This window comes from Candidatus Dadabacteria bacterium, from assembly GCA_009840385.1.
Classification (GTDB): Bacteria; Desulfobacterota_D; UBA1144; order Nemesobacterales; family Nemesobacteraceae; genus Nemesobacter; species Nemesobacter australis.
In genome coordinates, this window is sequence record VXNX01000013.1 from 144963 (window position 1) to 162478 (window position 17516).

Annotated in this window: 15 protein-coding genes and 1 tRNA gene; 7 read left to right on the forward strand and 9 right to left on the reverse strand. The window is 49.7% G+C overall.

Annotated features, from left to right (window positions below):
• Nucleotides 1-59: 59 nt before the first annotated feature.
• From F4X55_05140 to lysA, 6 genes are all read right to left on the reverse strand, one after another.
• Complete coding sequence (locus F4X55_05140; protein ID MYC40379.1) at nucleotides 60-1754, reverse strand: OFA family MFS transporter; 1695 nt, start codon at nucleotides 1752-1754, stop codon at nucleotides 60-62.
• 48 nt (nucleotides 1755-1802) lie between these two features.
• Nucleotides 1803-1874, reverse strand: a tRNA-Thr gene (locus tag F4X55_05145).
• 125 nt (nucleotides 1875-1999) lie between these two features.
• Nucleotides 2000-3397 carry a protoporphyrinogen oxidase gene (gene hemG, locus F4X55_05150; GenBank protein MYC40380.1) on the reverse strand — a complete coding sequence of 466 codons (1398 nt, stop codon included), beginning with the start codon at nucleotides 3395-3397 and terminating at the stop codon, nucleotides 2000-2002.
• Nucleotides 3398-3412: 15 nt separating this feature from the next.
• The gene (gene hemH, locus F4X55_05155; protein MYC40381.1) at nucleotides 3413-4354 is read right to left on the reverse strand and encodes a ferrochelatase; all 942 of its coding nucleotides are present in this window, start codon (nucleotides 4352-4354) and stop codon (nucleotides 3413-3415) included.
• An 18-nt stretch (nucleotides 4355-4372) separates the two neighbouring features.
• On the reverse strand, nucleotides 4373-6328 hold the full coding sequence (gene hemE / locus F4X55_05160; protein ID MYC40382.1) for a uroporphyrinogen decarboxylase: 1956 nt from the start codon (nucleotides 6326-6328) through the stop codon (nucleotides 4373-4375).
• 42 nt (nucleotides 6329-6370) lie between these two features.
• Nucleotides 6371-7633, reverse strand: coding sequence for a diaminopimelate decarboxylase (gene lysA, locus F4X55_05165; GenBank protein ID MYC40383.1), 1263 nt, complete (start codon nucleotides 7631-7633; stop codon nucleotides 6371-6373).
• Nucleotides 7634-7872: 239 nt separating this feature from the next.
• Between lysA and F4X55_05170 the strand changes: the two genes are divergently transcribed.
• The 4 genes from F4X55_05170 (at nucleotide 7873) to F4X55_05185 (ending at nucleotide 10792) form a co-directional block, all read left to right on the forward strand.
• The gene (locus F4X55_05170; protein ID MYC40384.1) at nucleotides 7873-8493 is read left to right on the forward strand and encodes a MotA/TolQ/ExbB proton channel family protein; all 621 of its coding nucleotides are present in this window, start codon (nucleotides 7873-7875) and stop codon (nucleotides 8491-8493) included.
• Nucleotides 8490-8888: a biopolymer transporter ExbD gene (locus F4X55_05175; GenBank protein MYC40385.1), complete on the forward strand. Its 399-nt coding sequence runs from the start codon at nucleotides 8490-8492 to the stop codon at nucleotides 8886-8888. Before F4X55_05170 ends, F4X55_05175 begins: the two co-directional genes overlap by 4 nt.
• A gap of 97 nt (nucleotides 8889-8985) precedes the next feature.
• Entirely contained in the window at nucleotides 8986-9894 is a 909-nt protein-coding gene (locus F4X55_05180; protein ID MYC40386.1) for a bile acid:sodium symporter family protein, read from the forward strand.
• The gene (locus F4X55_05185; GenBank protein ID MYC40387.1) at nucleotides 9881-10792 is read left to right on the forward strand and encodes a DMT family transporter; all 912 of its coding nucleotides are present in this window, start codon (nucleotides 9881-9883) and stop codon (nucleotides 10790-10792) included. The genes F4X55_05180 and F4X55_05185 overlap by 14 nt, the downstream gene beginning before the upstream one ends.
• Nucleotides 10793-10795: 3 nt before the next feature.
• On the opposite strand, the gene F4X55_05190 is transcribed toward F4X55_05185, so the two are convergent.
• On the reverse strand, nucleotides 10796-11908 hold the full coding sequence (locus F4X55_05190) for a D-alanine--D-alanine ligase (protein MYC40388.1): 1113 nt from the start codon (nucleotides 11906-11908) through the stop codon (nucleotides 10796-10798).
• A 218-nt stretch (nucleotides 11909-12126) separates the two neighbouring features.
• Between F4X55_05190 and F4X55_05195 the strand changes: the two genes are divergently transcribed.
• From F4X55_05195 to F4X55_05205, 3 genes are read left to right on the forward strand one after another with little or no spacing between them, the layout of a single operon-like run.
• Entirely contained in the window at nucleotides 12127-13761 is a 1635-nt protein-coding gene (locus F4X55_05195; protein ID MYC40389.1) for a LysM peptidoglycan-binding domain-containing protein, read from the forward strand.
• A gap of 7 nt (nucleotides 13762-13768) precedes the next feature.
• Entirely contained in the window at nucleotides 13769-14413 is a 645-nt protein-coding gene (locus tag F4X55_05200; protein MYC40390.1) for an N-glycosylase/DNA lyase, read from the forward strand.
• Between the two features lie 25 nt (nucleotides 14414-14438).
• Nucleotides 14439-15089 carry a hypothetical protein gene (locus F4X55_05205; protein ID MYC40391.1) on the forward strand — a complete coding sequence of 217 codons (651 nt, stop codon included), beginning with the start codon at nucleotides 14439-14441 and terminating at the stop codon, nucleotides 15087-15089.
• A 2-nt stretch (nucleotides 15090-15091) separates the two neighbouring features.
• On the opposite strand, the gene F4X55_05210 is transcribed toward F4X55_05205, so the two are convergent.
• Nucleotides 15092-15757, reverse strand: coding sequence for a PIG-L family deacetylase (locus tag F4X55_05210; GenBank protein ID MYC40392.1), 666 nt, complete (start codon nucleotides 15755-15757; stop codon nucleotides 15092-15094).
• Nucleotides 15758-16209: 452 nt separating this feature from the next.
• Nucleotides 16210-17475: a hypothetical protein gene (locus tag F4X55_05215; GenBank protein ID MYC40393.1), complete on the reverse strand. Its 1266-nt coding sequence runs from the start codon at nucleotides 17473-17475 to the stop codon at nucleotides 16210-16212.
• Nucleotides 17476-17516 lie beyond the last annotated feature (41 nt).

Below are 17516 nucleotides of genomic sequence, written 5' to 3' on the forward strand. Positions count from 1 at the left end.
CGCGAGCAGTTTCTCTGCGAAACCGACGGGACGGAAGTCGGAAGAAAGGCCAACCAACATCAGTCCTTTATGTGATGTTTTTCGTGAACCGGTTTTATCAGGAGATTGCTTATCAACGCGATTATTAATAACGCCGCCATCACATACATCGTCGAGTTGTACAAGGAAGCCGTCGGGTCTACTGTCCCTTCAGGCGCGATATCCATAAGTTTCGCAAGCGTTACGGTTTTATTTTGCACGAGTATCTCTAGGTCGCTAACTCCGGCTCCGAAAGTCCTGACGAATTCATCTGGCGATACCTTTTCAGCGAGGCGATTGATTTCGGCCATAAGCGAACGATCTCTAAGCGAGGTGACCGCCAAGGGACCGAGCACGCCGGCGACGCTCCAAGCGGTCAGCAAACGTCCATAGATACCACCAACGTAACGAGTACCAAACAGGTCGGCCAGATATGCCGGAACGGTGGCGAAGACTCCCCCGTAGAAAGTAAAAATTATCATCGTCGCCGCGTAGAACATTAACAGCCAGAAAATCGAAGGATTAAGGTTAACGTAATGGGCGGCCACAGGAATGGACAAATACAACAAAAAACCGGCCGCGCAAAATATCGAACACGTATTGCGTCGCCCTAGTTTATCGGAGGCACTCGCCCACATAACACGCCCTAGCATGTTGAACATGCCGATCATCAAAACGTAAGTGGCGGCAAAGGTGACGTCAACAATATCCGGAAGCGCGTTACTGAATATCTCGGTCATCATTGTCTTGGCGACAGAGATAATCCCGATGCCGGCTGTAACGTTAAGGCACAGTACAACCCACACTTGGTAGAACTGAGGTGTTTTTAACGCCTGATCCATATGCACATCTTTCTGACTGATCATTCGCTTGCTGGAATCCTTGCCGATCGGCGGCTCCCATCCCTGCGGCTTATACCCCGGAACCGGGACACGATATAAAAAGGCCGATACCATTATCACAAGAAAATAAACCGCTCCGAAGAAAAGAAAGGTCTGGGCGACTCCCGCGGAACCGGTGCCAACCACATACACTCCGGCTGCTTCGGTTCCGGGCGCCAGCACATGTGCCGCCTCGGCAGCCCCCGCGACAACGACCTCTTTGAGCTGACCGCCGACTTCAACAAAGCGTCGGCCCGAATGAGTGATCATATCGAGGGCGTCGGCCGTCCCCAAGTATTGAGGCGCCTTGTAAAAGTACTGGAGGAAAAATTCCTTAAGCGGCACCGCGATCATCGCCCCGCCGCCGAAGCCCATGATCGCCATTCCGGCGGCCAAGCCGCGTCGGTCCGGAAACCAGCGAATTAAATTGGTGACCGGAGAAACATAGCCTAAACCCAGACCGATACCGCCGATTACGCCGTAACCCAGATAAATCAGCCACAATTGATGCAAAGTAACGCCGAGACTGCTGAGCATATAGCCGCCACCCCAAAAACACGCTGCCATCACACAGACCATGCGCGGTCCCACCTTCTCAACCCACTTGCCGGCAAACGCCGCCGTAAGCCCGGTGAACGCGATCGCGACGCTGAATATCCACACTACCTGACGCAGAGTCCAGTCGTCCGCCGCACTGGTGGCAACCCCAAGCACCTCAATTAACGCGGGATTATATATGCTCCAGGCGTAAACGGAACCAATGCACAGGTGAATCGCAATAGACGGAGGCACAGCCAGCCAGCGGTTGAATTCCGGACCTCTAACGATACGTTCCTTTGATAAAAGACTCGCCATTGGCTGTACCACGTAGTTAGTCGAGGAGGTGGAGCTGAAGCTACATACAGCCGACGAGGGGATTCGAACCCCTGACCTGCTCATTACGAGTGAGCTGCTCTACCACTGAGCTACATCGGCAGTAATAAGCCTTTAATTTTGCCACAGTAAAAGTCTTTGTAAACATGATCCCTTCAACAATCACCTTAAGCTAATAGGATCCGAAAGCATACAATTAAATATGGGTGGGCGTATCTTGTTTTATATCAGGGTGCCATATCCACGTGAATTTTTCTGGCCGCAAATTCCGCTGAACGCACGCAATCGGGAATCCCAACGCCCAAATAAGCCGCTCCGCAAAGCGCAAGCCCCGAGTGACGCGAAAGTCGGTGCATAACGCCCGAGATATCCTCTTTGTGCCCCAGCGCAAAGCGCGGCATGGACATCCTATATCTCCTGATATAAATATCCGTCGGATGATTATCGAATCCAAAAACTCTCGCAAGTTCTTCCCTTAAGACGGATTTTATTTCTTCCTCATCCCAAAGCACCGCATCGGGGTTAAGCTCTCCTCCGAGAAAACACCTGATCACCACTTTTCCGCTCCCGGACTTTCCGGGAAACTTGCTGCTGTAAAGCGAACAAGCAACGAGGTTCATTCCCTCTCTGGAAGGAATTATGATTCCCAAGCCCTCGGGAAGACCGCGGAAATCCTTTTCCTCAAAAACAAGAGTCGCGACAACAGAAGAAACATAGCGCACGCCCGAGAGCCTCACTCCAAGCTGCGGATCGATATCGGAAAGCAGCAGGCCGGCCGCATCGGCCCCGACAGACAGGATGACAGCGTCAAACTCCTCTTCTCCACGGTCAGAGCCGACAAGCCATCCCTTTTCTGATTTTTTAAGGGAAAGAACCGGGGTCTCAAAATCCTGCCTCGCAAATTCGGCACTTTCGCAAAGTCTTTCGGCGATAATGGACATACCTTCCGCCGGAGTGAGAAAAAGACCGTACCTGGCACCGCTTTCCCCACGGGACGTCGGTGGATTGCGAAGAAGGTCCCAAAGAACGCTTCGGCTTCGCTGCTCCATCTCAAGGAACTGCGGCATGGTGGCCAAGAGGCTGAGCTTATCCGGGTCGGCCATGTATATCCCGCCCAGAAGAGGCTGCGCGGCCTTCTCGAAGATTTCCCTTCCGAACCTCCTTTCTACAAAAGAACGGACGCTTTCATCCCCTCCCCCACCGCGGGGAACCAGAGGCTCAAGAAGCACCCTGAGCTTGGCCCCGGCGCTGAAAAGTCCGCTACGCAAAAAGGGAAGAAGCTTTGAGGGAGCCATCAGGAAAAAACCTTCGGGAAGCGCCGAAAGCCTTTCCTCCTGATACACGAACGTATTCTTTCCCTTGCCGTATCCCACCCCAAGGAGCGAATCCCCCAGTCCGAGTTCCCTTGCAAGATCAAGCGCCCAAGGCTTTGACGTTATAAAGGAATCGGGTCCGAGTTCAAGAACCATGTCCCCCTTTTTTACGGTATCCAGAACCCCACCTGGACGCTCAGAGGACTCGAAAAGAACAAGCTCAAGGGGGACACTTCCCTCCCGGCAAAGCTTTCTCAGGTAATGGGCCGAGGAGAGACCCGAGATTCCCGCGCCGACAATAGCGACTTTCATACCAAACTATCTTACTTACTGCTGGGAGTTTTCTGAATCGATAAGCCTCAGCACCCCGTCACCCAAGGCCTTTATGTAGCGGTCATCATCGTTTACGGTCTCAGCCCTGTAAAGGTTCACCCCGCACTCACGCGCGGCTTCGCTTGCTTCAACACCTATATCGAAAAGTACCTCGATATGATCGCATACAAACCCTATCGGCTGAATCACAATATCCGTAAAACCCCGGTCAGCAAGATTCCTTATCACGTCGCATACGTCCGGTTCAAGCCACTCCTCGTTTGGAGAACCGCTCCTGCTCTGATAGGCAACCATCCATTTTTTGTGCCTAGCTCTGTCCGCCACCAGCATGGCGGAAGTTTCAAACTGTAAAGCATAAGGGGATGAATCCGACATCCTCTTGGGAATGCTGTGAGCCGTAAAGACCAGCATGGTGGTATCGAGCCTGCTCTCGGGAATATCGCCCATTCGCTCCATTACCTTGGCCGCGGAGCCCTCTATGAAAAGAGGATGGTTAAAAAGCGGCGGAACATATTCCACATGAAGTTCCATCTTGAGATCTTCGCAGGCATCGCTTACATCTCTCATGTACCTCTCCCAGCTCGCATCGGAACGGTAAACGGCCATTATGAGGCCTATAAGACTTTTCACTCCCTCCTCCTGCATGCGCTCAAGAGAGTCCCTAATGAACGGATGCCAGTTCCTCATCCCGACGTAAACCGGAAGATCGTACCCCCACACTGAAAGAAGCCTCTCAAGTTTCCGGGCCTGCTTGTACGTAAACTCGTTGAGCGGAGATTTTCCGTCGAAAATTTCGTAGTGGTGGGCGACTTCCCGCAACCTGTCCTCAGGTATCGGTCTCCCGCTCGCCACGTTTTTGAGAAAAGGCATTATGTCCTCTTTTTTCTCGGGAGCTCCGTATCCGATCATCATTATGGCATCAAAGTTTTTTCGCATGGAATTCCCTTTTAAACATCACCCTCGCGCGGAATACTCGTGTACCTCATCAATCAGTCTAAGAACATTATCAACCGGTGTCTGCGGCAGTACTCCATGACCCAGATTAAATATGTGCCCAGGCCTCCCTCCCACTCTGTCCAGTATCTTCCTTGCCTCCCCTACGACGTGAGACGGGGTTGAGAGCATCGAAACCGGATCAAGATTCCCCTGAACCGCAAGAGAACTGCCGGCCCTGCGCCAGCCGTCAAGAATATCAACCCTCCAGTCAAGACCGATAACCCCCGCTCCCGTCTGCCCCATGAGTTCGAGAAGAGAACCGGTTCCGGTTCCAAACAATATTACGGGAACATCAGAGGGGATTGCGGATATGAGTTTCTTTACGTGGGGAAAAACAAATCTCTCATAATCCGCTGGGGAAAGACAGCCTACCCAGCTGTCGAAAATCTGCACGGCATCGGCCCCGGAATCCACCTGGGCACAGAGATAATCCGAAATACTCGCAGTCAGAATCTCCATCAGCCTTTCCCACAGGGAAGGGTCTCCATACATGAGTTTCTTTGTGTTGACGTAGTTTTTCGAGCCGCTTCCCTCAACCGCGTAGGAAGCCACGGTAAACGGAGCACCGCTAAAACCAATAAGCGACACTTCGGGGTCAAGCGCCTTTCTCGTGATACGCAGAGCCTCGTAGACAAAATCCATGCTTTCGGAATCAAAGTCTCTTAAGGCCTCTATGCGCCTCCGGGTCCTAAGAGGCTTAGCTATCACTGGACCGTCAACGCTTGAATACTCAAGGGAAAGCCCCAAAGGTTCCAGTATGAGCAATATGTCCGAGAAGATAATGGCCGCATCCACGCCGAAGCGATCAACCACCATAAGCGTAATTTCCGAGGCCATATCAGGAGTTTTGCAAAACTCCTTGAACGAAACGCGGGAGCGGACCTCCCTGTATTCCCGAAGAAACCTGCCCGCTTGGCGCATAAGCCAGATGGGAGTATAATCGGCTTTCTCGAGCCGACACGCCTTCATAAACGCCCCCGAAGACGTGGTTCCCCTCCTTTGTGGCTGGGCGGCGTCTCCCGACCAGACCATCTGCGTGCGGTTCCAGTTCCGGGTATCCACCCCGTTTTGAAAAGCGGTTCTTTTCTTGGCGAGAAGCGCCGCTGACCTTCTGGCCACCTCTCTCACCAGATTTCCCATCTTCGGGCTGTCGGGCTCATAGTCAACGGATATTCCGTTTTCCCTGAGCGTCTCCGTGGTGGTCGGCCCGATTGAACATATAAGCGCCTTTTTTATTCCCTCCATGAAGTCGGCTCCGCACTCCTCCTTCCCCGCGACTTCAAAAAGGTTAGATACCTGCCGGGAACTTGTGAACAGAAGACAATCCTCTGCGCCCTCGGATATAGACCTTACAGCATCCTGCAGGGGACCCAGATCTTCTGGCAACGCCCACCTGTAAATGGGAATTCTTCTCACGTCCGCCCCTCTTTTTTCAAGGGAAGCGAGAAACTCCTCGTTGGAAACCCCGTATTCCTGAACGTACACGACCAGGTTTTCAAGCGACATGTCCCTGCGGTCAAAAGTGGAGAGAATGTCCCTCCACGTGTTCGGTTCAGGAACGGTGATATCCGGCCTTATCCCGAATTTGCGAAGTGCCGCAACGGGTTTCGGGCCTCTTGCAAGAATTGTCGTCGCACGCAGGGCATCGAAATATTTCTTTTCCTCCGACTCCGCAATCACCATGTCGGAGAGAATCCGGGTGCCCACCCCCGTCATCAGAACAAGGATATCAACGCTGCCCGAGAAAAGATCATCGGCAAATCTGTCAACGTAAGGACTTTTCAGATCGGGAACTTCTCTCATCGAGGGCGCGACTCTGGGCACTCCGCCATGATAAGAGATAAGTTTTTTCATCTCCTCGCAACGGCGACTTTCAAAAGACGTTACCCTGAGTCCGTTAAAATTCTGTTTCACAACTTAACCCCCGATCCAGGCTCCACAACCGAAGCCCCGATACTACAGAAATTCCGCTATGCTCTCAGCTTTCAGCATATCCTCGAGAGTTTCTCTCGCCCTTATCTCACAGTACCTATCGCCGCTTACAAGAACTTCCGCCGCCCGGGGTCTAGTATTATAATTCGACGACATCACGAAACCGTAGGCCCCCGCGCTGAAAACCGCAAGCAGTTCGCCCGCGGAAACCGCGGGGAAACTCCTGTCTCTTGCCAGAAAATCACCCGATTCGCATATGGGACCGACTATATCCACTATCTCGGAAGATCCGGAATCTCCCCCGTGCACCGGTTCTATGCGGTGAAAGGAGTCGTAAAACGCGGGTCTCACAAGATCGTTCATCGCGGCGTCAACTATTACGAATTTCTTTGAAGTTCCCTCCTTAACATAAAGCACCCTAGTGGCCATTATTCCCGCATTTCCCACCATTGATCTTCCGGGCTCAAGAACCAGTCCGTAACTGGTATCGCGAAGATGTTCTTTGAACACCTGCGCGTACTCGGATTTCGCCGGGGGCTTCTCCTCGCTCTCGTAGCTTATCGCCAGGCCCCCTCCTATGTCTATGTAGGAAATTTCAATCCCGTCGTCCCCCAGCCTATCGGCAAGATAAACGAGCTTCGATATGGACTCGGAAAAGGAGGAAAGATCGAATATCTGGGAACCTATATGGGCGTCGATTCCCCTTATCTCGATTCCCCTCATCCGCGAAGCGTTTCTATAAACATCCACTGCTTTTGCGATTCCGATTCCGAACTTGCTTTTCTCAAAACCCGTTGATATGTACGGATGTGTGTCGGGATCGATATCAGGATTCACCCTTATGGCAACCGGGGCTCTTTTTCCTATGGAAACGGCTACCTCGTTTATTTTCTCAAGCTCCGCTTCGGATTCCACGTTGAAAAAAAGTATCCGGGAGCGAATGGCAGCTGCTATCTCCTCTTCGGTCTTTCCGACTCCCGAGAACACCACTCTCGAGGTGTCTCCCCCCGCGGCAACAACCCTTTGCAGTTCCCCGGACGAGACTATATCGAAACCCGAGTCCATGGAGGAAAAAATCTTGAGTACTGATATATTCGAGTTTGCCTTCACGGAATAGCAGATCAGAGGGTCGATCTCGGAAAACGCCTCCCTATATTCAAGGAAGCTTGAACGGATGGAGTTGTGGCTGTAGATATAGACTGGAGTTCCAAAGTCCTCGCATATCTGCCTCACGGGAACTTTTTCCACGTAAAGTTCGCCGCCGGTATATTCAAAATCGGAAGTCATAGTGCAAATCCCCACGGGTTTGAAGCTAGAAAATCTACCCGAAAAAAACAGCGGAAAACAATTATGGAATCCGAAGCCGGGCAAAGCCCTGCAAGCCCGGGGTGGCAACTATGACTAAGGAAATAAAGGGATTCCCCAAATTTTGCTTGGACAAAACCCGGATTTGTTTTATAATGGTTTCGTCGTATTGAAAATCCAGACTTCGGAGCAAAAACCTCTCTATTTAAGGATAAATCCCCATGGACGCAATTATTGATCTGTTTACCAAGGGCGGAATATATATTTTCCCCCTGATTTTATGTTCCATATTCGGGCTTGCGATTTTTCTTCAGAAGTTCCATATACTTCAGAGGAAAAAGCTTCTCCCCGAAGAATTTCTTTCAAGCCTGTACAAGACTGTCGAGACAAAGGGGCTTGAAGAGGCAAAATCTCTTTCTGCATCAAGCGATTCTGCGGTAGCCAAGATAGCTCTCGCGGCCGCGCAGAACTCGGGCACATCGAAAGCGGAAATGCAAGAAGCCATTGAGGCTGTCGGAAAGGCCGAGGCGCAGGGCCTTGAAAAATATATCGAGACCCTGCTCACCATAAGCAGCATAAGCACTCTTATCGGGCTTCTCGGCACAATATCGGGAATGATAAAGGTGTTCGCCGTCATATCGGAGAAGGATATAGTGGATCCGCCTTCCCTAGCGGGAGGCATCTCGGAAGCACTTTATACGACGGCCCTCGGACTTACGATAGCGATCCCGGCACTCATAGCCTACAAGTACACAGACGGAAAATTCAGGGAGCTGATCTCTGAACTCGAGGATGAAGGCAAAAAAATACTTGAAGCTTTTTCCGCAAAAGCATCCCTATGAAATTCGCGCAAAGAAAATCAGGTAGTAGATCCGGCATAGACATGGCTCCCATCGTGGACGTGATTTTCAACCTCCTTATTTTCTTCGCCCTTACACTTAATTTCGCCATATCAAGCGGCATAAAAGTCAACCTCCCGAAAGCAACAGGCGAAATCGTTGAGATAAAAGACGTAAACATACACATTGCCAAAGACGGAAAAGTCTACTTCAATGACGTGCTTATGCGTTCCGCCAACTCCTTAAAGCGGGAGTTTCAGAAGATACCCAACAAAGACACCTTGGTAATAATAAGGGCGGATTCCGAGGCCATGCACGGCCCGGTGGTAAGCACCATGGATTTGGCCAAAACCCAAGGGTTCTCGAAAATAGCAATCGGAGTTGAGCCAAAGCGATAAAACCCCACCATAATCGCTTTCCGGCAACCCGGCTGCCTTACGGTAACAAACAAAGTTGAACTCGATACAAGGCGCTTTAACCTCGCTAAACGACCTCATAACAAGATTTTTCATCCTCTGGATAATACTGTTCTCGGCCGTCGCATTCTTTTTCCCCTTCGTCTTTGAGGATCTCGGGTTCCTTATAGTACCCATGCTCGCGGTGATAATGTTCGCGATGGGCATGACGCTGAGAATAGATGACTTCAAAAGAGTTTTTCTAAGACCGCTTGAGATTCTCGTGGGCGTTTGCGCTCAATACGTCGTGATGCCCCTTTTGGGCTTTCTGCTCGCCCTTGCGTTCGGAATAAACCCACTGATTGCGGTCGGAATCGTTCTTGTGGGTTCCTGTCCCGGGGGAACAGCTTCAAACGTCATTACCTATCTGGCAAGAGGTGACCTCGCGCTTTCCGTAACGCTCACTTCGGTTTCGACGCTTCTTTGCCCGTTTCTGCTGCCCGCGCTGATGTACGTTTACGCGGGAAAATGGGTAGACGTTCCGCTCACAGACCTTTTTATCTCCGCGCTTCAGATAGTGCTGCTACCCGTACTTATGGGATTGGTGTTGAGGAGTCTGCTCGGGAAAAAGTCAGAGAGCGTACTGCCCTTTCTGCCTTCCGTATCGTCTTTGGCCATAGCGTTCGCAGTAGGAATAATCGTGGCCCTAAACGCAGAATCCATAAAAACCATTGGCACGGTGGTTTTCCTTGTAGTAATAATTCATAACGCTTTGGGCCTTATATGCGGTTATCTTATAGCGAAGGCACTGGGCTTCCGGGAAAGCAGTTGCAGAGCGATATCCGTAGAAGTGGGAATGCAGAACTCGGGGCTCGCGGCGGCTCTTTCCCAGCTGCATTTCGGTTATCTCTCCGCGCTTCCCGCCGCACTTTTCAGCATCTGGCATAATATCTCGGGCGGAGCAATAGCCTCGTTATGGAGACACAGGAGCGTTCATGAACAAACCTGAGAAAAAAGAAAAGCTCCCTATAAAGGGCTATCTTTTTCTGATAGCCACAGCTTTTTTCACGGCACTCTCCTACGCCATAGGAAAAGCCCTTGAGCGAAGCGATCTTCACCCGGAAACCACCACATTCTTCTGGTTTTTCGGAGCTTTTATAGTCGCCCTGATTCTGTTCCCCTTCCTCCGTGCGCAGAGAGAAGAACTTAAAAGAATTCGCCTGTACCGCGACATTTTCATCTGGAGTTCCGTTATAACCTCGGCCGGAGCCGCCTTGTGGATGGTGGCACTTTGGACAATCGGGCCCGCTCTCACTTCATTTTTAATGAAAGCCCAGACGCTTTTTGCGCTCCTGCTCGGCATACTCTTTCTCGGAGAGAGGCTTAACAAGGGAGAGAGCATAGGGATAGCCATGACGGTGGCGGGCGGAGCGGTAGTCGCCTACCAGAGGGAAGGCTACCTCATCTTCGGGACAGCCATGGCTCTGGGGGCCGCGTTCTTGTATTCCTTTCTCTCCTTCATGGTAAAAAAAATAGCGCAGGATCTCAATATGCTCACAGTCGCAACTCTTAGAACTCTTGGGGTCTCGATTGTTCTTTTTCTTTACCTATTAGCCACCGGAACCTTCGAGCCCCCCAGTCTGAATCAGGCACTTATAATGGCGTGTGGAGGGGCGTGCGGAGCATACATAGCCAAAGGAAGTCAGTTTCACGCCATAAAGCTTCTTGATATCTCAAGAACAACGGCCGTTATGCCGATGGAATCGATTTTTGTGCTGATTTTCGCGCATGTCTTCTTCGACGACCTGCCGTCGGTCACGAAACTTCTGGGGGGAGCTTCCATAATCGCCGGAGTTGTTTTCCTGGTGCTTTTTCGGGGACAGAAAAACGATATTCTCGGCAAGTGAACCCTACCGGAAATCTGAGAAATCCGTTCTGAGTTCTCTCTTCATCCGATGTCTCTGCTCCGCAAGCTCAAACAGCATCTCGAGCATTTCCCCGACGGGAATCCCGCTTGCCTCCCACAGCTTCGGATACATGCTTATGGGCGTGAAACCCGGGATCGTGTTTATCTCGCTAACAAACACCTGTTCCGTATCGGCGTCAACCAGAAAATCCACCCTTGCCATACCGGTGCAACAAAGAGCGGAATAGGAAGCAAGAGCGAGGGTTCTTATTTTATCCTGAATCTCTTGACCAAGGTCGCAGGGGATGCAAAACTCCGTCGATTCGTCGTGGTACTTCTTTTCGTAATCATAAAAACTTCCTTTCACAACGAGTTCCCCGGGAATCGACGCCTTCGGATTCTGATTCCCTATTACGCTTACCTCGACTTCCCTTAGGTTCAATACGGCCCGCTCAACAATCACCCTTTCAGAAAAATCAAAAGAAGCCTCCACGGCATCGGCAATTACCGCAGAAGAGTCCACTTTTGAAACTCCTACGCTTGAACCGAGGTTTGAGGATTTTACGAAGCAGGGAAATCCTATTTCGTCTTCTATGCGGAAGAGGATGGCTTCCTTATCGTTTTCCCATTCGGTTTTCGCGAAACCGAAAAAGGGAACAACCGGAATACCATTATCCCTGAGAATGGTTTTTGAGACTATCTTGTCAATGCAAAGTGAAGACCCGAGCAAATCGGCTCCCACGCAGGGAACACCCATAAGGTCAATCAAACCCTGTACCGATCCATCCTCGCCGAAAGTTCCGTGAAGAACGGGGAAAACCGCATCTACGGAAAAGATCTCAGCTATTTCCCCTTGGATTATTTCAGCAAAACGACCGGGAGGAAAACCTTGAAGCATGGGCACGATCTCGGAATCGGGAATCAGGGCAGGAGGTTCCTCCTCAGGCCAGTTCTCAATAACGGCTCTCTGCCAGCGACCTTCTTTCGAAATAAAGATTGGTAACGTGACGAATTTTGAAGGATCAAGGTTGCTGACGATAAACTTTGAGGAAACGAGCGACACCTCGTGCTCAACTGAAACACCACCGAAAAGAACCGCTATTGTTTTTCTGCTCAACTTACAACCCTCGACATTTTTAAGAAAAAAATTTCATGAAAGATTCTAGGAAAACAACAGCCCGGAAAATCTTGTTTTTAAGAGATTCCCCAAAACATACTTTGACTATTAGAACTATGTGGTTACAATTATTGTACAAATAACTAACGGAAAAATAAACCGGAAAGTTCTATTAGGGGATTGCCGTCCCCGCCATTGATTCAAAACTGCGAACATACATGGATAAATTTACTTCAGACAGAATCAATTCTAGCTTAATTTTTACACTTTGCGCGATTTTCACTGTTTTCCTGCCGTGTGCTTCCGCTACCGCATTCAGCAAGGATTTGCTGGGGTCAACTCCTTTTTCGCAAGAAGAACAGGCCGAATTCGTCGAGTTAGCGCAGAAAACTGAAGAAGCAGGGCCGATACGGCAAACTGAAAAGCCCGGAGAAGTCGAAAAAATTGGGGGAAAAGACTCTCATACCGAAACCCAATTATCTTCTGAATCTGCTAAGCAAATTCCCCAGATAGAGCTTGGCGCTCAAGAAACCCCGGCACTCGAGCACACAGACCCTCCGCAGAGTTATGAGGATATAAAATTCGAGACAAAGAGAAACTCAAGAGTTGAACATTACATCCGCCGGTTCTCATCGGGAAAAGGAAAGAAAAACTTCGCCGAGATTCTCAAAAGGTCCGGTAAATTCCTTCCCGAAATCAAGGAAATACTCCGCTCCGAGGGAGTTCCCTCAGAAATCGCGTATCTGCCTCTCATAGAAAGCGGGTTCAACCCCCGCGCCGTTTCGAGAAAAAACGCCGTCGGGCTCTGGCAATTCATAAGACCGACCGGACTGAAGTACGGGCTCAAAATAAACTACTGGGTAGACGAGAGGATGGACGTAGAGAGATCAACCTTGGCGGCGGCCAGATATCTCAAGAAGATGCACGAGGAATTCGGTTCATGGGAACTCGCTCTCGCAGGTTACAACTGCGGGGAGAAAAGGGTATCGAAGGCCATTAGGAAAACGGGTTCGACCGATTTCTGGACACTCTCAAGAAAGCTTCCGAGGGAAACAAGGAACTATCTGCCGAAATTCAACGCCGCTTTGATAATAGCCGAAAACCCTGAGAAATACGGCTTCAGAATCACGAAATTGGAGAAAGATTATCAAGCTGTGAGCGTTCCGCCCAGAAAAAGTATTGCGGAAATTGCCAACCTCCTTGACATGGGATACAAGGAAATTTCCAAGTACAACCCCTCGCTTGTCGGGCTTTCCACTCCCCCGGGAGGAAACTATGAGCTTAAGGTCCCTAAGGACTACGCGGAGAAGCTCATTTCAGTCCAAGACCAAGTAATTGCCCTCAAAGACGTTGAAATTCCTTTCAGGACAAGGCCCGTAAGGTACACGGTGAGGCAGGACGACAGCTTGTGGAAAATAGCCAGGAAATTCGGAACGTCTGTCGAGAAGCTCAAGTACGCAAATCACCTTTCTAGTTCGATCATACGTCCCGGACAAAGGCTGAAGATACCCTCGAGGGGAAATCTCGTATACGTAAAGCACAGGATTCGCCCTGGAGAAAATATTTACCTTCTGGCGAAAAGATACGGAACCTCAATCGACGCAATAAAAAGGGCTAACAACCTTAAGAGTTCGCTTATAATAGCGGGAAAAACCCTCTCTATTCCCCAGAGACTCTCATCCACCTATGTGCCACGCGACGTTCCGAAGAAAATGAGCCACAAGATAATCCCCGGCGATACTCTGAGCGAACTGGCCCTTCGCTACAGGGTCTCGGTCTCACAGATCAAGAGGTGGAACAACATGTCCTCAACCACGCTGATCGCCGGAAGAAATCTGGTCATCTACAAATAAGCCCTAGATGTTGACAGTAAGGTCAATAAGGGAAACCCTTCCGCAGAAAGCCCCTGAGATACGGCACAAGCTCAAGGAATTTGAAAACATCATCAAAAACGCTTCTGAAGAAGTGATCTTTGAAGAACTGGTTTTCTGCATATTCACGGCCGGAACAAGCGCCAGGATGGGTCTGAGCGCACTCAGTACAGTAAGAAGCATCCTCCGGAGCGCAAGCGAGGATGAACTAAGGGCAAAACTTCGGGGAGTATACAGATTTCCAAACGTACGCTCAAAACACGTGATCCACACAAGAAACTATCTTGCCCGCGAATATGGACTCAAGCTGAGGCCGCTTCTTCTGTCGTTTAAAGATCCGGTTGAGAGAAGAGATTTTTTCGCACTTAACAAGGATATAAAGGGGCTCGGTTTCAAGGAAGCAAGTCATTTTCTAAGAAACATCGGTTTTCGCGGTTACGCGATACTTGATAAACACATACTCCAGTGCCTTTTCGAACTCGGCATAACGGAATCCTCCCGGGCACCGCACTCAAGATCCAGATACATTGAAATTGAAAACAAGTTTAAGAAATTCTCGGAAAGAAACGGATTTGATTTTGATGAAATGGATCTGTTTCTCTGGAGTGAAAAAACAGGCGAAATACTGAAATAACGCCTCGGAAAAGAAAACTCTCCCCATGACTGAGGAACAAAAACGAGAACTTCTGGAACTCTATGAGCTTAGAGGAGAAGAAATACGGAAGCGGCTTCTGGAATTCAAAGAGACTTTCCAAAAGGCCGATGACCTCCAAGTATTTCATGAACTCTCATTCTGTATACTGAGTTCCGGTGTCGGTCCCAAAATAGCCGGCCAATGCATGAGGGCCATAGGAGAAAAGCTTGCGGATGGAAAAGAAGATGAACTCTTGGGCCGCATTGAAACGATTCATAAATATGCCGAAAACGTCTCCCGCTATATTGTTTTTACAAGGGAATATCTTAAAGAAGAGCACGGATTTCTTCTGAAATCACTTGTCAGTTCCTTTGAAGACAGAGTGGAAAGAAGAGATTTCTTTGCAAAAAACCCGGGAATAAAAGGACTCGGATACATGCAGGCAAGCCATTTTCTGAGGAATCTGGGATTTTCCGGCTATGCGATTCTTGACAGAAACAATCTGGCGTCCCTTTCCGAACTGGGGATCATAGGCGAGACGAAATATCCCCTGACGAAAAGAAGATACCTTGAAACCGAAAGTCTTATGACGGAAGCCGCTCACGAACTGGGAATCAGTCTTGATGAATTTGACCTGCTCCTTTGGTCAAGGAAAAGAAAATACGTTCCGAGATAAGGTCACTCGGAGTCATGCTTTATGAAAACCTCGGCCCAAAGCGGCGCAAATCCGTCCGCGGTGTCGTGAAAAGCCCCCCGGTACCTGTTAAGGCCCATGATGCCGTCAGTGTAATCCTTGTAGGCCGTCTGGCTCCTATGTGCCTCGATCGCCCGGCGCTTGCGGTCGGCAAAAGACGTTATATCCTCGATCCGGTCGTATGAGGGAAAAGGCGTCCATACCTCATAAAACCAGCATTCGCACTCAAAGGGAATCTCCTTAATTGCCGCCTTAAGACAATCAAGAGTCAGACGCGAAACCGTCCTGTGGGTTCTGTGCTTGTCAATTTCGGGATGCGGGAGGTATACCTCCCCCGGGCGGAGATTTGTTATTATTTCCACCATCCTGGAACTGAATTCACGCTTGTTCGAATCGGATTCCATGTCGGAGAGCCCCAGAACAGAAAGCTCCACTCCGAGTATCTCCGATGATTCCCTGACTTCTGACTCCCTCGTCCGCACAAGTTGCTCCTGCGTGATACCAAGCGGATTCGCACTTCTTCTTCCATCTGTAACGACAACGGAAATCACGTCAATACCTTTTTCCAGAAGCAGGCAGACAGTTCCTCCCATGCCTATTTCAAGATCGTCGGGGTGGGGAGAAATTATAAGGGCTTTTGTGTCTTGCATATCGGTCCTTCTCAGTGAAAAGAGTACCGGAATCTACATTACACCGTGAACTCAAATTAGGAAAATACTAATAAATAACCTGTTACGCGCTTTATCGAGAAAGCATCGAAAAGGCTCATAGTTCAAAAAACCCACCTATCCTGCAGCAATTCATCTATGATTTTAAAAACACCTGAGAGGAACATTTGCCAGCAGGTCGTTGCTTTCTAGACCCATCGGGGGTTGTATCTCGTAGCTCCCTGAAATTCCGAAGTTTCCGCCGAACTGCAGAAAATTACTCAGACGTATGAAGACTCCAACCAAGCTCAATATCGTCAAAACGTAAAAGAGTGAAATTCAAAGATGGAATCGAGCAGACAATGGACAAAACAACAGGGGTAAAAACATACTATCAGGTCGGCGGTTGATTATGCTCCTATACACCAGATTTGACTATATTTCTAAATGCATCTCTAGAAGTAGGTCTGAACCTGCGCTCTTACCATCGACTCATCAGACTCTACGCCAGCGAGATCCTCTTCTCTCTGGAACGTGTAGTCAAGCTGTATTTTCCACTTGTGATTGCCGCTGAGGTAGTAGTTAAGTCCCTGCGTGAATGTCCATATGTTGTCAAGGTCATTTCCCCTGACAACGTTGGCATCATCGTCAAACATGACCATCGCATACCTTGAGGCGAGCTCAATCCTCTTCGGAAGAAGGAAGAAACCGCCCTGTACCCTGAAACCGGAATCATAGGCAGTGTCCACACCGGCGTCATCGGGATTGACCCACCTTCCGACATACTCGCCGGTAAGATTGAATCTCGGGTCCCTGTAGTTTACGTCAGCCGTAAAGGAAGTGACTCTACCGCTTTCAAGGTCTCTCTCTCCAGATGGAATTCCTATATTGCCATCATTTCCATCCTCAACATCTATGCCCGCAACAGCGGCTCCTACCATGAGCGTGGGCCTCTTGGCGAAATTCTCTTTTACACTCTTGGCTTTCCCGCCGATAATGGCCGCCTGAACCCTTCCTGCCCAGAGCATTCCGGTGTCACCCTTATCGTTTTTCTGGTTCGCGCCTTCACCTTGGAAAACACCCGCATCATAGCGGATCATCCCGTCGCCGAGAAAACCGTAAACACCGCCACCGATATCCCTGCCATACCGAAAGTAATCGTCTATGATCGAGGTTCCCACAAGCTGCAGGGCGGTAATTGAGGTAAGAAATTCTCTGCTAAACGGAACCTTGTACTGGCCCACGGTAGGAATGAACATCTTGTTCTTGGCAAACGAAAGCCTCATGTCCTTTAGTGCTCCACCTGCGAGATCATACTGAATCGTGTATTTCATCCAGGGAGCGAAAGCGTTACCGTCCCAGATCAACCAGAGGTTTCTTACACTGAAGCCAAAACCCTCTTCGTCGGTGTCAGGATCTGTGTAGTTGGCCAGAAACTGACCAAAAAATCTCATCCTGAGTTTGTAGTTGCTGTCCGCGGTCTGGAAAGTAAGGCCCGCACCTTTTTTGGTCTTGACCTTTATCTTGTTGTGCCAGGCCTTGGAATCTTTCACCGTGGCCTCGTACTCCTTCATGTTCATCTGCTGCTCAAGCTCTTCTATCTTCTTCTTAAGTTCCTCTATCTGCTCCTGTATGCTCTGGTCGCCACCGGCCTGGGCGGGAAGTGACATAAAGGAAAGCAGAATGAAAAAAGAAACAGCTAAAACTGCTAAAATCCTCATATTACGTCCTCCTCTGAGTTATATTCAAATCTGGTGCACGG

Coding starts and splice junctions, on each gene's coding strand:
- hemH (MYC40381.1), bottom strand. CDS start 4,354: ATGCGAAAAAACTTTGATGCCATAATGATGATCGGATACGGAGCTCCC.
- F4X55_05175 (MYC40385.1), top strand. CDS start 8,490: ATGAAATTCGCGCAAAGAAAATCAGGTAGTAGATCCGGCATAGACATG.
- F4X55_05195 (MYC40389.1), top strand. CDS start 12,127: ATGGATAAATTTACTTCAGACAGAATCAATTCTAGCTTAATTTTTACA.
- F4X55_05205 (MYC40391.1), top strand. CDS start 14,439: ATGACTGAGGAACAAAAACGAGAACTTCTGGAACTCTATGAGCTTAGA.
- F4X55_05215 (MYC40393.1), bottom strand. CDS start 17,475: ATGAGGATTTTAGCAGTTTTAGCTGTTTCTTTTTTCATTCTGCTTTCC.
- F4X55_05200 (MYC40390.1), top strand. CDS start 13,769: ATGTTGACAGTAAGGTCAATAAGGGAAACCCTTCCGCAGAAAGCCCCT.
- lysA (MYC40383.1), bottom strand. CDS start 7,633: ATGACTTCCGATTTTGAATATACCGGCGGCGAACTTTACGTGGAAAAA.
- F4X55_05170 (MYC40384.1), top strand. CDS start 7,873: ATGGACGCAATTATTGATCTGTTTACCAAGGGCGGAATATATATTTTC.
- F4X55_05140 (MYC40379.1), bottom strand. CDS start 1,754: ATGGCGAGTCTTTTATCAAAGGAACGTATCGTTAGAGGTCCGGAATTC.
- F4X55_05185 (MYC40387.1), top strand. CDS start 9,881: ATGAACAAACCTGAGAAAAAAGAAAAGCTCCCTATAAAGGGCTATCTT.
- F4X55_05210 (MYC40392.1), bottom strand. CDS start 15,757: ATGCAAGACACAAAAGCCCTTATAATTTCTCCCCACCCCGACGATCTT.
- hemG (MYC40380.1), bottom strand. CDS start 3,397: ATGAAAGTCGCTATTGTCGGCGCGGGAATCTCGGGTCTCTCCTCGGCC.